This window comes from Candidatus Thermoplasmatota archaeon (assembly GCA_018814355.1).
Lineage (GTDB): Archaea > Thermoplasmatota > Thermoplasmata > UBA10834 > UBA10834 > COMBO-56-21.
The window spans coordinates 1-14,170 of record JAHIZT010000104.1 but is presented as its reverse complement, the minus strand read 5'-3'; the positions used below and the strand labels follow the sequence as shown (position 1 = coordinate 14,170).

Annotated in this window: 14 protein-coding genes; 4 read left to right on the top strand and 10 right to left on the bottom strand. The window is 54.7% G+C overall.

What is annotated here, in order from left to right; genetic code table 11:
* Positions 1-376: 376 nt before the first annotated feature.
* Positions 377-838: a peroxiredoxin gene (locus tag KJ653_07490; GenBank protein ID MBU0685669.1), complete on the top strand. Its 462-nt coding sequence runs from the start codon at positions 377-379 to the stop codon at positions 836-838.
* 40 nt (positions 839-878) lie between these two features.
* Here KJ653_07490 and KJ653_07485 read toward each other — a convergent pair whose 3' ends face one another.
* From KJ653_07485 to KJ653_07455, 7 genes are all read right to left on the bottom strand, one after another.
* On the bottom strand, positions 879-1,355 hold the full coding sequence (locus KJ653_07485; GenBank protein ID MBU0685668.1) for a CBS domain-containing protein: 477 nt from the start codon (positions 1,353-1,355) through the stop codon (positions 879-881).
* 210 nt (positions 1,356-1,565) lie between these two features.
* Entirely contained in the window at positions 1,566-2,942 is a 1,377-nt protein-coding gene (locus tag KJ653_07480; GenBank protein MBU0685667.1) for an aspartate aminotransferase family protein, read from the bottom strand.
* A gap of 357 nt (positions 2,943-3,299) precedes the next feature.
* Entirely contained in the window at positions 3,300-4,385 is a 1,086-nt protein-coding gene (locus tag KJ653_07475) for a deoxyhypusine synthase family protein (GenBank protein MBU0685666.1), read from the bottom strand.
* 70 nt (positions 4,386-4,455) lie between these two features.
* Entirely contained in the window at positions 4,456-5,043 is a 588-nt protein-coding gene (locus tag KJ653_07470; protein ID MBU0685665.1) for an arginine decarboxylase, pyruvoyl-dependent, read from the bottom strand.
* A gap of 276 nt (positions 5,044-5,319) precedes the next feature.
* Complete coding sequence (locus tag KJ653_07465) at positions 5,320-5,961, bottom strand: helix-turn-helix domain-containing protein (protein MBU0685664.1); 642 nt, start codon at positions 5,959-5,961, stop codon at positions 5,320-5,322.
* Between the two features lie 19 nt (positions 5,962-5,980).
* Positions 5,981-7,789 (bottom strand): AAA family ATPase, encoded by a 1,809-nt coding sequence (locus KJ653_07460; GenBank protein MBU0685663.1) that lies wholly within the window; start codon positions 7,787-7,789, stop codon positions 5,981-5,983.
* Between the two features lie 67 nt (positions 7,790-7,856).
* On the bottom strand, positions 7,857-9,782 hold the full coding sequence (locus tag KJ653_07455; GenBank protein ID MBU0685662.1) for a hypothetical protein: 1,926 nt from the start codon (positions 9,780-9,782) through the stop codon (positions 7,857-7,859).
* 113 nt (positions 9,783-9,895) lie between these two features.
* Between KJ653_07455 and KJ653_07450 the strand changes: the two genes are divergently transcribed.
* The 3 genes from KJ653_07450 (at position 9,896) to KJ653_07440 (ending at position 11,605) form a co-directional block, all read left to right on the top strand.
* The gene (locus KJ653_07450) at positions 9,896-10,729 is read left to right on the top strand and encodes a M55 family metallopeptidase (protein ID MBU0685661.1); all 834 of its coding nucleotides are present in this window, start codon (positions 9,896-9,898) and stop codon (positions 10,727-10,729) included.
* Positions 10,730-10,872: 143 nt separating this feature from the next.
* The gene (locus tag KJ653_07445) at positions 10,873-11,052 is read left to right on the top strand and encodes a hypothetical protein (protein MBU0685660.1); all 180 of its coding nucleotides are present in this window, start codon (positions 10,873-10,875) and stop codon (positions 11,050-11,052) included.
* A gap of 103 nt (positions 11,053-11,155) precedes the next feature.
* Positions 11,156-11,605, top strand: a complete 450-nt coding sequence (locus tag KJ653_07440) for a GNAT family N-acetyltransferase (protein ID MBU0685659.1) — start codon at positions 11,156-11,158, stop codon at positions 11,603-11,605.
* A gap of 9 nt (positions 11,606-11,614) precedes the next feature.
* On the opposite strand, the gene KJ653_07435 is transcribed toward KJ653_07440, so the two are convergent.
* From KJ653_07435 to KJ653_07425, 3 genes are all read right to left on the bottom strand, one after another.
* On the bottom strand, positions 11,615-12,451 hold the full coding sequence (locus tag KJ653_07435) for a GNAT family N-acetyltransferase (GenBank protein MBU0685658.1): 837 nt from the start codon (positions 12,449-12,451) through the stop codon (positions 11,615-11,617).
* A gap of 112 nt (positions 12,452-12,563) precedes the next feature.
* The gene (locus tag KJ653_07430) at positions 12,564-13,769 is read right to left on the bottom strand and encodes a molybdenum cofactor biosynthesis protein (GenBank protein MBU0685657.1); all 1,206 of its coding nucleotides are present in this window, start codon (positions 13,767-13,769) and stop codon (positions 12,564-12,566) included.
* The coding region (locus KJ653_07425) for a MogA/MoaB family molybdenum cofactor biosynthesis protein (GenBank protein ID MBU0685656.1) at positions 13,766-14,170 on the bottom strand (405 nt) is incomplete at its 5' end. The genes KJ653_07430 and KJ653_07425, both read right to left, overlap by 4 nt.

Here is a 14,170-nt window from a genome sequence, read left to right as displayed (position 1 = left end):
TATATGTATCTCCTCAGACAATCCACTCTCGTAGCTCCTACGGGCAAGTCGTCAGCAATGACGGGGCGGATAAGATGTCTGTGAAGCCTTCCTGTGGGAGTAGGCTGCTGATACCGTGACGGTATCTGAGGGGCGGCATCCACAAAGTCAACCAGCCAATCGTAGCGTGCCATGATGTCGAGCCTCGAAACTTGATGGAGCATAGTTACAAGCCACCCGTTTTAACGGGTGGTTGTTGACATGTACAAATAGTCTGTTTCTAAATGCCGGAAAAACGAAGATCCTGGCAAAAGCACATTCTTCAGGGTGAAGATTCATTATTGTGCAAACAGTCTGCCTGACGATCAGCTCGCAGCTCTAGACGAAGGGTGAGAACATGACGGAAAGAATCAAGGTAGGAGATAGCGCGCCCGACTTCACAATCAAGAACCAACACGGAGAGCCCGTCAGTCTCAAGGATTACCTGGGGAAGAAAGCGGTGGTCCTGTACTTCTACCCCAAAGACAATTCCTCTGGGTGCACGAAGGAGGCATGCAAGTTCCGGGACAGCTACGAGGATTTCAAGGACGCGGGCGCTGAGGTCATAGGAGTAAGCTCCCAGTCAGTGGAATCACACTCAATATTCTCAACCTCTTTCAACCTGCCATTCTCACTGCTCAGCGATGAAGATGGCAGGGTCAGGAGCCTTTTCGGCGTGCCATCTTCGCTCGGCCTTATACCCGGAAGAGTGACCTACGTAATCGACAAGGAAGGCATTGTTCGCCACATATTCTCATCGCAGCTTGATCCAGAGAGACATGTCGAGGAAGCTCTGCAGATACTGAAATCCCTCAAATGATCTCGCTGCTTTGCCGCCTTCGATTCTTCGATGCGACATTTCATTCCTGGGGTGAGGACGGGCGGCCGGCAATCTGCCAGATTATGTCCTGCCTGGTGACTATGCCGACTACCTGGTTGTTGTGGACCACGGGCAGCCGGTTAATGTTGTGTTCAGCGATGAGGTGGAGTGCCCTGTCCAGAGAATCCTCTGGTGAGAGCGCGATCACTTTCTGGTCCTTTGGGAGGATGCTCCCGATAGTGGTCTCAGCAATGGCCCTTATCACGAGCGAGAGTTCTCTCACTTCATCCCTGTCAGCATCCCCTGGGGCGCTCACGGAAGTCGTCGCCTGACGCAGCATTCGCGCCTTCTCGAACCTCTCCATGATAGACCTGAATATGTCGGTCATACTGAGGACTCCTACGAGAGCTCCAGACTCGTCTAGCACGGGGGCCCCGGAAATGTCGGCCTCCATGAATGCTAGCCATGCATCCTTCACGCTCCCGTTGACATTGACCGAGATGACCTCCTTGGTCATGGCATTGTTAACGCTCATCCAACGCATGCGGCCTGCGCTCCCCTCCGTGTGCACATCCCCTTGTGATGAGGTATCGGTCCTGCGGATAGATTACTCTTTCCAGAGCAATGCAAAGACTAACGCCAGAGCAGACGGCGGCAAGAAGACACAAGACCTACTGACCCGTTTGGCCGTAGGAATCAAAAACCCGAGGGACGCAGAGAGGGTTTCTTATGACATCTGGGCCTGGGTCTCCCGGATTGCTTCCTCGAATATATCGATGCCTATGTCCAACTGCTCCTTGGAGATGATCAGCGGCGGGGCGATTCTGAAGACGTTCCCGAACATGCCTGCAGTGATCATCATCAGGCCCTTTCTCCACGCCAATCCCTGTATCTGAGGGACATACAGAGGCTCCTTTGTCTTCTTGTTCTTCACTATCTCGACGCCGATCATGAGGCCTTTTCCTCTGACATCCCCGATGAGCTCGTACTTGTCCTTGAGCTCGTTCAACCGCTTCAAAGCGTGAGCCCCGAGGACCTTTGAACGATCCATAAGATTCTCGTCAAGAATCTCCTGGACTTGTGCTAGACCTGCAGCAATGCTCAACCCGTTGCCGCCGAAAGTCGATGAGTGCGAACCCGGTCTCCATGTGTCCATTATATGCTTCTTGGCAATGCATGCACCGATGGGCACTCCGCCACCTGAAGCTTTTCCAGTCAATAGAATGTCAGGGATGACGCCTGCCGAGTTGCATTCCCAGATCTCGCCAGTTCTCGCCAAGCCGGATTGTATCTCGTCCATTACGAGAAGGCATTTCCGGTCATCGCACAGTTTCCTCATCCTAGGAAGATACTCCTTTGGCGGGACTATGTATCCGCCTTCGCCTTGCAAAGGTTCAACGAACACCGAGGCGAGGTCGCCACTCGGACCGCCGAACTCCAGAATCCCCTTCTCGAGATAATCGATGCAGAGCAAGTTGCAGGATGGATACTCCTGCTTGAACCAGCACCGGTAGCAGTAGGGGTACGGGGCGAAGTAGATTCCTGGAGCATACGGTCCGTGACCATACTTGTACTTGACCCTGCTGGCCATGGCGAGCGCGTTACCAACACGACCATGATATGCGCCCATGAATGCGATGTGCTCAGAACCCTTCGTGTAGTACCTTGACAGCTTGATGGCCGCCTCTACGGCCTCAGCGCCACTGTTTCCGAAGAATGTTGACTGCAGCGCTCCACCCGGCGATATCTTCGCGAGGAGCTCGGCGAACTCCGCCTCCTTGTCGTAGTAGGCGTCATTCGCGAGCGAATGGACCAGCTTATCGGCCTGATCTTTGATGGCCTGGACCACTCGAGGATTCCCCCAGCCTGCGTTCAGGACAGAGATTCCAGCTGAGAAATCCAGGTAGACATTGCCGTCGGCGTCCATAATCGCAGCGCCCGATCCTTTGCTCATCGTGAACTGGAACAATCGGTCATACGCGTGCGATACGAACTTCCTGTCTTTCTCGATGATCGCCTTGCTCTTCGGGCCGGGTGGCGCGACCAATAGCTTAGGCGCACTTCTAGCCCAGTCTGCAACCCACTCTGGAAGACTCAAATCCATTCTAACCCTCTTTCGATGAGAATCGCACTTGAATACGATGTCGTCGCGCTCCGACAACGCCCACAACCGATATTAAGGTTGCGAGGAAGACGCGTTGCTGACCAACCGAGCCAGACAACTCACTCTCGCAATCAAAGACATTGTAGCTTGCATATGCGTGCTTGGTCCGATTACGTTCAATGACGATTCCTCCGATGTCGAAAGAACAAAACACTTGATCATGCCCGCGATCCGGCAAGCGCGTGGACAAGCTGCAGGCGCACATCGACTAGTAGCCGGAATCCTTCAAGAGGAACATGAGAGCGAAGAGGGGGACGAAGACGATTTGGTACGATCCCGTCGAGGATCTGTGACGGCTCACAGCTCTGGCCGGTTTCCTCTTGGCCTCTTCGGCCATCCCTTGCGCTCCAGCCTATCCATCACGGCCTTCACGATCAACGGCCAAGCGATCGTAGCATCAGAGTACACCTCGACGTACATGCCGCCCTCGGTTCGAGGGACGATCTTGCCCCATGAGACTCCCTCGGAGTATGTGCAGCCTGACAGTCCGCCCCAATGGACCGGCTCGGGACATATTCTCACGGCATAGTCGAAGCGTTTGAAACCTCCGCCGCTGCCCACTCGTTTCTGGATGATATCGAGATACGGGCCGACTTGCTGGGCCCAGTTGCGGGGCACTCCTCCACCTATCGTGAATATGCCAAGCTTCTTCGAGACGAGGACCCGCGAAGTGTAGTCTTCAAGGTCTGCGAAAGCATCGTACTTGACGGATTTCTTGCCCTTCAGCTTCATCCTCCTGAGATAAACTCCGAAATCCAATCCTAACTCCGAATCAGTGAATGCAGGGACATACACAGGCACCTGTTTTAGATATGCCGATTTCAGGATGCCTCTCTGACACTCGTCGGTATCGCATGCCAAACGTTTCCCAATGAGCCAGTTGAGCTCATAGCTTCCCAACGAGCCTTTGTTCGATGCTTCCTCCATGACCTTCCGGAAAATGAGCTCCATGTCGTCAAGACTGCTCTCCAGCTCTATGGTGTCGTAGATTCTGTTGTACCCTCTCTGGTACAACAGCACGTCGTTCATGGACTCCTTGTTCTTGAAATGAGCCCTTCCGGTCGATTCGACCATGCCATGCGCCATGATCGCACCAGTGCTGATTATCGCATCAACCATACCCCAATCAATCATGTCGCAAACTACCAGCCCCATCTTCGCTGGTGTCATGGCTCCAGACAGCGTGAGCACCTTGAAGCAATCCTTGTCCTTGACCATGGCTTCGAGGACCTTGGCTGCCTCTCCGACGCTTCTAGCTCCGAAGCTGCATCTGGACATGCCGGCGACCAGATCGGAGACGGTTTCATACTTCGTGAGATCTAGAGGTGCGAGCGGCTCGAGGCCGTCACTGTAGCCGTCATGCAACCCCCCTTTCTTCCTCATGCCCTTTCCTGTTCTGGACATCTTGAACCACTCCACTTCTTGGCGCGACAGTATGTCGGTTGGTGAACTATCACTGTTTTGCAGGCTCATTCGCTGACTCGTCGTCCACTAGGATTGTCGTGACGAAGACTGCAGAGGCGATCACGGTCGTATATATCCCAGTCTTTTCCCCCTCAGCGGTCTGCGTCACATTGAACGACTTCACGATCTTCCCGCTCATCTTGTACTGATCATCTCTCTCGTCCCAGTCCTTCTCAGCGTCGAAGGGTATGCCAAGCTTCGTGGCCAGCATGGTGGCGGCTAGATCCTCCGAGTAGTGGCCCGCCAAACCCGCGTTCTCACCGTATGTGTGATGCTCCGAGAGATAGCCGTACTGTGATCGATCCGCGGGAATCGCGCATCCGATTGACGAGGCTACAAGCCTGTTCGGCTCGTTCGTCGAGTTGCGGGCCATCACGACATGAACGATCTGTCCAGGGACGAGTTCCTTCAACCCTTCATCCCTTGACACGATCGCGCAGTCAGGAGGTAATATGCTCGAGACGGACACTATGTTGAACTTCTCAATCCCCGCATCTCTGAGCGCGAGCTCGAAAGACTGCAATTGATGCTTATGTCTTCCCACCCCTTTGGTGAAGAATACCTTCTTCGGCACTATTCGCATGAAGCACCGTATCTGTGAAATCAGGATATTAACGTCGGCCCGGTACAAAAATGCAATGCTACAGAGATTGCAGACAGGAAAGCCCGTGCTGCTGAGTTAGCAAGAAAAAAAAGAGGGGGAAGCTATTGGATAACGATTTGGCTTCCTGCGGATATATAACCATATGGTGACCCCCAGTTCGGAGGCACATACACCTCCCAAAACGTTCAAATATATCCTGTGCACGGAAAGTCAGCATATTCCTTCATACTGGCCAATTTCGGGACGGGTTCAACGGGCCCTTCGCTTTCCCCTCAGATAGTCGACAACTATCTTCTTCTGACCTTTCCTCAGGATCTCGGATAGCGTCGCTTGAGAGACCCCGGTAGCCTCCGCTAGGTCCTTCAATTTGACTTTTCTCGGGGTTTCGAAGTATCCCTTCTCGAACGCCATGATTATGATTTCCTCCTGCCGACGCGTCAGTACCTCGTGTTCGGCGATAGGTGTCAGTCTCAGGATCTCCGCGTCGAACATCGCATTGTTAAGCTTCGTGACGAGCTTCTTCACGTCATCACGATCGCTGGTCATGATATGCCAGAGAATCCTCCCATCGCTCGTGCCGTTTGCGGACATGAGATGGCACTTGGATTCTGCAAGCATGGCGCAGGCCAAGCACTTGTAGGTCAGAACCTCACCGATCAACTTCCCGGACTCCATGAAGTCCAGATCATAGCTCTTCACCCATGGTTCGTTCTTGAATTCCAGGAGAATCGCCTCGAGATCTTCCTGAGAACCGGTGATCTCGACGAGGTCGCGCACGCCCATCTTTCCCGAGCGTCTCCTGTTCACGATCTTGATAGAGACCTCATGCCTGTTCGGGATCTCGGTGACCCACATCTTCGGTATTCTGACGAGAAGCTCGGCTTCCATCATCCCCGATCGACCTCTCGCTTCACCGCTGGGCTCCGGGAGAGCCTTGCGCGACCATCCTCAGAACCTTGTAAAGGACCCGAGGAATCTCGTCGAAGCTGGACACTTCGTACATGTGTCCTCCGCCTCTCTTCGCGATGTCCTCACAAATACCAGGCTGGCAATCATGGCTCTCCGTCATGATCACGAACAACCTCCTATAAGCCGAGGCCGCGTCCGCAGGGTTCGCACCGACCGTGTAGTTGCCATCGGTTATCAGAATCCCGACCCGATTCTTCGTCTTGGAAATGGAGAGCTCATCCCTTCCCTTCCTGAGAGCTCCTTCTATGTTGGTGTATCCTCCAGCGTGCGCGTCAAGCAGGTCGGATATTAGGCTGTCAAGGCTCCTTGTCTGGTTGATTCGTTTCAGAACTGTGGGCCTGTCATTGAAGGTTATCAGGATATAGTCCACCGTCTTCAGTCGAAAAGCGAGGACAGCTATGGCCGCAGTCGCCATCGCCAGTTTGTCACCAGTCATAGACAGGCTGGCATCGAGCATCATGGCCACGGACAGCTGCCTGGGCTCGCGCCTCTCGACGATGATGTCAGATGGGGACAAATGCTCTTTTTCAACCAATGAATCCAAGGTCGACTCCACATCTATCTCTGCGTCCTCCCCCAGTCGAAACTCGCTCCGAGAAATGTAAGTTGGCATGGACACGGGACCAAGGAGCTGCAAGACGCGCCGGATGGTCGCCTTGACAGCGATCCGTTTCGCCAGCTCTATGAGTGTCTGGTCCTTGAGCCTAACCCTTAGCTGGGAGTAGTTCTGTGCAATGGCCCAACCGATATCATCATTGCGTATCAGATCCTCCGCGTTTGCGTCCTCTATGATCTGAACAAGGTCCGGAATGTCCATCTGATTCACCCTTTCCTCATTACGCGCCCGGCGTCGCTCTTCCTCCCGCTTCTTCTCATCCTCCAAAGGACGACCTGGAGAAGGTGGTGGAAGCGCAAAGCACTCGTTGACAATCTCATCGATGATCTCGTCTGCGGACCTCTTCGACTCCTCCCTCATTTCAATCCTTGTCGGAAGCGCCATATGCGCGGCCTTCCGCATGCCCTCGAGCATGTCTTTGGACATGCTGCCCGTTAACTGGGCGATGCTCATGGCGGCCCTGATGCTAGCTCCTCGCCTGATGTTGGAGTGGTCCCTGGTTCTCCTGGCGATCCACACAGCGCGTGCTATGATCTCAGGCTGAGCCTTGGGGAGAGCCTTTCTGACGATCTCGGTCTCTTCATCGAGGGACTGGTAGTCAAGGAGGAGGAGCTCGAACCTGTCAGAGAGCGCCTCTGACAGCGCAGTCGTGGCCACGAACTCCCGCGGGTTCTGAGTGCCAATGACAACGAAGCCGATTTTGGCCTTGACGGTGCCGATCTTCGGTATCTCAATCAAACCCTCGTCCATTGCAGGGAGGAGGATATTCTGCACCCCCTCGGGCATCCTGTTCATCTCGTTCATGAAAAGGACTCCTCCTTCGCGCATGGCATCAGTCAAAGGACCGGGAACGAACGCATCCGCAATGTAGCCTTTCTCGAGTACTATGGGGGGGTCGAACCATCCGGAGAGCTTCTGCTCAGTGTACCGTTCATCTCCATCGATTCTGAATACCGGCCGTCCAAGGTGTTTCGCTACGGCGACTGCTAGCACTGTCTTCCCGACACCCACAGGGCCCTCAATCATGAGATTCTTGCCTGACTTGATGGCCACGAGGGCCCTCTCCAGCTCATTCCTGCGCCCGACTATGCCGTTCTTCCTCTGGATATCAGCTATCTCGTCAATCAGTGCCATGCTCGCCTGCCGGCTGGCGCATCACAGACCGCGATATTAATCGTTTCCCATTCCTGCCTTGAATTGTTCATGCCTTGGGGAGCAGCATGTTGAACACGCATCCTCTAGAATAGTCGTCGTACACCCTGTTCTCTATCCATATCCTGCCGCCATACCGTTCTATGAGCGAGCTTACTATTGACAGACCCATGCCGGCGCCTTTCGTCTTCTGACCCATAGGACGCTCATCCCGAGGCAGTTTCCTGAAATCCCTTGAGAACACCTTCTCCTTGAACTCATCATGGATACCGATACCTCTGTCGATCACCTTGATGCCGATGTAGCTCCTGCCCTCGAGCTCCTCTGGCTTCGTCTCAACATCTATGGCGACCTCTTCGTGCTCATCGTACTTGATGGCGTTCGTGAGAAGGTTGTAGATCACCTCGTCCAGGAAGTTGTCCGCGATGACCCATGTGTCACGCTCCGAGAATGTTGTCTTGATGACCACGTTCTTGCCCAGGAACGCGCTCTTGGCCTCCATCGAAGCCTGGTGGATCGACTTTGAGAGATTCACAGGGACCAGCTCGATCTCCTTTGACTCAAGCATCTGAGCCGACCGCCTGATGTTCCTGATCAAGTGCATCATGCTCCTGCTTGCTTCCTGGGCGGATGAGATGTACTTGTACTGGACCGGCGAGAGTGTCGTGGTGCCCAGGACGATCTCCAGGTAAGCATTTACCGGATTGACGAGGTTCCCAACATCATGGGTGAGCAGGTCGAGATACATCCTGACCTGGTCCTTCGCCTGGTTAAGGTCATTGAACATGGACGAGTTCTCGATAGCGATTGTGGCTATGGAAGCGAACGCCTCCACGGCCTGCATCGTCTCCTTGGTTGGAATCTTGTCGTCCTCAGGATAATCCAGCTGGAGGTAGCCCAGCATCTTGCCATCCCTATCGAACATGCCGAAATAAAGCAGATCTAGCTCGTGCCAGCTATCTGGAGTTGCCCTCTTGGCCATGACCTTAGCCGGATCCTCGATGAACACGAAGCCCGATCCGTCCCCTTGGTTCTCGCCCGGGACAAAGTATCCAGTCCTGGTAATTCTGAATTGCTCTTTGAAATCCTCGAGTACCTTCGACTTCAGGATGGCGCTCTTTCGGACAGCCTCCTCTTCTTCTGGTCCGTATCCCGTTAGGGAGTGCACGGCCACGCGGTCAGAACCTTCTGTGAACATAGACACCCCCGTCTTCCGGAAACCAAAGGTGGCGGCCGTCACATCCGAAACCTTCTGGAGTACAATCTCGATGTCGTCTATCCTCAAGACGCTTCGGATGAGCTCTAAAAGCTGCAGTATCCTGGTAGTTTTGACCTCGTTCTCGAATAGGAGGTCATTGGCCCTCTTGAACATCTTAGAGTTCTCTATGGCGACCCCCGCAATCCCCGCGAAGAGCTCGATCTCTTCAACAGTCTCCAAGGACGGGAGCTTACCATCCAACGGATAATCGACCTGGAGATACCCGATCAGATTGCCTCTTCGGTTGACCAGCATGAAGTACAGCAGGTCAAGCTCATGCCACGATTCCGGCGATCTGCGGGAGAGCCTCGCAGCCTCCCTGTCGTGAACGGCCACAAAGCTCTCCAGAGTGCCAGTCACCTTCTCCACTGGTATGAAGTAGGCTATCTTTGAGACCCTGCAATCCTCCTTGAAATCAGCAACTATTTCGTCGCGTGCGAATGCCCGAGGATTGTTTCTTACCTCGGCCTCCTCCTCAAGCGTATAGCCTGCCATCGCATGATCTGTGAAGATTTCCCGCGCGTCGTCCAGGATCGAGATGCTCACCAGTCGAAATCCGAATATCTCTTTCACGGATTCCGCGATCCTCTGCAACAGGGCGCTGATGTCCTCTACATTCAGGAGTCCCGTCGTGAGCTCAAAACATCGGGACAGGCTCTGCATCCTGCGGTCGGTCAGATCCGTGGGCTTCGAGAGGAGCTTGGGTGCCTGAGTCATCTTACGGCGTATATGGAGAAATCGTTGATAAAAGACTTTGCGGTAGTGATCTAGGCGGGTGGAGTGCCCTAGCCAAGTTCTTAACCAGCCAACGCCATCTGGCTCTCGAGACAATGAAAGTACACATCACAGTAGACATGGAAGGTGTCGCAGTCTTGGCCCATGACGTTCAAACCGATCAGAAAGGGATGGACTACGACCGCATGAGAGAGATCATGACTGGCGAGGCTCAGGCGGCGGTCGAGGGGGCCAGGGATGCGGGGGCAGACAGGATTGTCGTGTGCGATGCGCATGACACAGGCAGGAACCTTCTCGTCGAGAAGATGGACCCAGACATCGAGATAATCCAAGGATCCCCATACGACCTGGGGATGATGTCAGGCATATCATCTGAATTCGATGCAGTATTCCAGATTGGGTACCATTCCATGCGCCACACGCACGCAGGCGTACTCGGGCACACCTATACATACGACATTGCTGCGTTGAGACTGAACGGGAAGCTGGTGGGCGAGACGGGTCTGAGCGCTGCAATCGCGGGCCACTTCGGCGTACCGGTGGTTCTGGTCTCTGGCGACGCCCACGCAGTGAAGCAGCTGAGGGCCCTTGTGAAGAATGTCGTTGGGGTCCCGACGAAGGAGGGAATCGGCCTCTATGGTGTTCACTCGCTTGCGCCTGCGAAGGCATGCGCGCTCATCAGAAAGGGGGCGAAAGAGGCGCTGGGGAAATTCAATGAGATCAAGCCATATGCGGTGAGAAAGCCAATCGTCATGGAAGTCGAATTCGAGAGGCCTCTCATGGCCCAGATGGTCTCCCGCGTGCCACTCGTGAAGAGAAAGGACATCAAGACTGTATCGTACAAGGCGAGAGACATGGTGGAGGCCTTCCAGGTCTTCGAAGTAATGGAACAACTAGCATCCTATGCGAGGAGCCAGGGACCCCTGTAGGCGCGTCCATATTTCGATTGCGCTAATGACCTTCTCCAGCTCCGTCGTTCGCACGGAGCGTGCGGCCCAACGTTACAGTACGTCTCAACGCAAATACACCGCCCGGACCTCTTCTGGAAACAAGACTATCAGGAGGAAGATCAATGACGAAATCCAAGAAAGGCACTGAATACGTTTGCGGAGTCTGCGGGACGACACTACTCGTGTCAGAAGAGGGGTATGGGGTCCTCGAGGATGTGGTCTGCTGCGAGAAGCTTATGGAAACGAGGGCTGCGAAGCCTAAGAAGAAGACCAAGCCCAAGACGAGAGCAAAGAAGAAGTGATTCTGGCCATCTCTCAAACCCCTTCAATTCGTTTGCTCAGTCGACCGGATGATTCATGTCCTCGATCCGCGTTTTCTACCCCATCCGCGAACCAGGTGGCATCATGAGCGGGACTAAGGGCAAGATCCACATCCGACCTTTGAAGGTGACGGAGCTTGAGGCCATGAAACGAGTCTGGACTGCGGCAGGCTTGCCCTACAAGCCCGGGGGACGTGACAGTCCCCAGAGGCTCGTCAAGCAGTTGAAGGACAAACCCACTCTCTTCATCGGGGCCTTCTCAGATGGAAAGCTCGTAGGTGTATCCCTGTGCAGTGACGATGGCAGGAAGGGGTGGATAAACCGTCTGGCGGTCCTCCCGGAGTTCACGGGAAAAGGGATCGCGACATCGCTCATCACTCAGTCGGAGAAGGCGTTGAGGAGGAGAGGCATACACATCTTCTGCATCCACATAGAAGGAGACAACGGGGATTCGATGCGCCTCTTCGAGAAGGCCGGGTATCACCGGGAAACGGACATCTTCTACTACACCAAACGAGAGAGAGACACCTACTGAGCACGTGCTTCAGCCGAGTTCGAAGGCCGCCACGCCGAAGACGTGCTCGATGTGGGATGAATAACGGTCCTTTCCGCTTATCATAAGCCTCGTTTCCCAGGTTCTTATCTTCTCCATCCTGTCCGCTATCTCCATGGCCCGGGGGTTGTCTGTGAAGACTCCGAGGAAGACCGTGCCAGCGCCGAATGAGGACATTGTGGCGTTGAAAAGCGACTCAGCATCCGTTATGTCTCCTGTCAGGCATACCCAGGGTCCGAAGTCAAAACCTAGCGAAGTGCCTCTTCCGAGGGCGAAGCCGACGATCTTTCCGTCGCGTTCGAGCTTGTACGAGTGTTGCGGGTACTCCGAGAGGAGCATTCTCATGAGCTTGCTTCTATCATCGCCGAACAGTCTGCTATCAATCTCCAGGATCTCCTCCAGGTCATCTGGCTTGACAAGTTCACAAACGGGACCATTGCGCGACGCAGCCCCTTCGGTTGTGTTAGCGCATGTGCAGTGTGTACGCCTGAGGGTCCTGAAACCGAATTTCTCGTACAGCATCGCGCCTTCGTCGGTCGCATAGAGAAGGATTGAATCCACCCCCTGACTGTCGCAATAGTCAATGGCCTTCTGAAGCATGGCTCGCCCTATCTTCTGCCCGCGGGCCGATTGTGAGACGACCAGGTGTCCTATCACGCCTGTCCGACCGTAGGTCACGCACGTCACCACCGCCAGGGGCGGTTTGTCCCCGTACAGGAAGCTCCCGCCAGGATCCAGATTGAGCATCCGCTCAATCTCCTCGCTCGTATAGTTCCATCCCTCGACGTTTATCAATGACAGAGCGTGTTGAATATCCTCGCGCCCCATCTGCCTAATGCTCAGTCTTTCACTGCTCCGATTTCCTGGCTCCGCAATCCGCGAGGTTGTATTTCAGGTTCACGCAGCTCCGGCCGCCGAGAGGACTACATGAATGTCGGAATCACAGGAGGTAGACCCTGACGGTCTCGTCCTTCTCCAAGAGATCCACATCCGCCGGAATCACTACGTAGCCGTCTGCGAACGCCATGCTGGTGATTGCCCCCGACTCCTTGAAGGCGGGATGAGCGACACCATTCTCGAGCTTCACGGTCAGGAACTGAGTTCTGCCAGTTGTAGAGACGACTCGTTTCGCCATCTTGGCCTCGACAGACTCCTGTGACTTGTCAGGCAACCTGGCCATCTTCCTCAGGACAGGAGCGAGCAACATGTATGCGTTTGACAGGCAAGCGGTGGGATAGCCTGGCATACCGAAGACGAGCTGTCTCCCGATCACGCCGAACAGAGTAGGCTTTCCCGGCTTGATCGCTACTCCATGGAAGACCACCTTTCCGTTCCCCTCGAGGACATCGAGCATGATATCTCGCTCTCCAACAGAGCTGCCGCCAGAGAACACGAGCATGTCGCATTCGGAGTTGTCCCTGACCACTTGTTCCAGATCCGCAAGATGGTCGCTAACGATGTCCAAGGTCAAGACATCGCAGCCATTCGCATGTATGACGCTTGACAGAGTGTAGCTGTTTATGTTGTACACCTGCCCGGGTTTCAGAGGTCTGCCGAGTTCGGCTATCTCATTTCCGGTTGGAATGACGGCAACAACTGGTTTTGAGAACACTCTGACGCCCTTCTTCCCGAGAGCGGCCAATGCGCCTATCTTGCTCGGATTCAACAGATCTCCCTTTGAGACTACCTTCGTCCCTGGCTTGATATCCTCGCCCTTCTTCGACACATTCTGGCCCGGGTGGACTGGCGAGTAGACGAGAACGACTTCACCATCGGATTCCGTGTCCTCCACCATGACGACTGCATCAGCCCCCTTTGGTAGCATTGCACCAGTGGCGATCTCCCCACATTGACCCTTTCCAACAGTCCTCTTGGGAACTGATCCGGCGTAGATCACCTCAAATCTCCTGAGTCTGACCGGGCCGAGCTTGGACGCCCCGTAGGTATCCTCAGCGCGCACTGCGTAACCGTCCATGGCGGATCTTGAGAACGGCGGAACGCTAATGCGCGAAACCACTTCTTCCGCGGCCACTCTGCCCGCGGCATCGAGCATAGAGACTGATTCCGTCCTTGTCATAGGGACTGCATGACCCTTCGCGAGAGCGAGCGCCTCCTCCATCTGTATGAGCCGTTTTATCGGCCTCATCTCCTGGCCTCCCAGACCAGGTGACCAAGTTCAGGGGCTATCAACTTCGTCGTTGCCAGCCGCACGGCCTTCTCTGATCCCGGAAGGCAGAACACCACCTTGCCTTCCGTTACGAAGGCCGCGGCTCTGGACATGATCGCGGCGCTCCCGATCTCCTCGTAGCTCAGCATCCGAAAAAGCTCGCCGAAGCCAGGCAGCTGCTTCTCCTCGAAGTCATGAACAGACTCTAACGTCACGTCCCTCAAGGAGACCCCTGTGCCACCGTTCATTATGACCGCCTGGACGTTTGCGTCCTCGATCAATCCCCTGAGGGCTGCTCTGATTTGTTCCTGATTGTCCTTGACGATGTCCTTCCGGACGATGGTATGTCCGGCCGCGGCCAGTGTCTCCGATATCGCCTT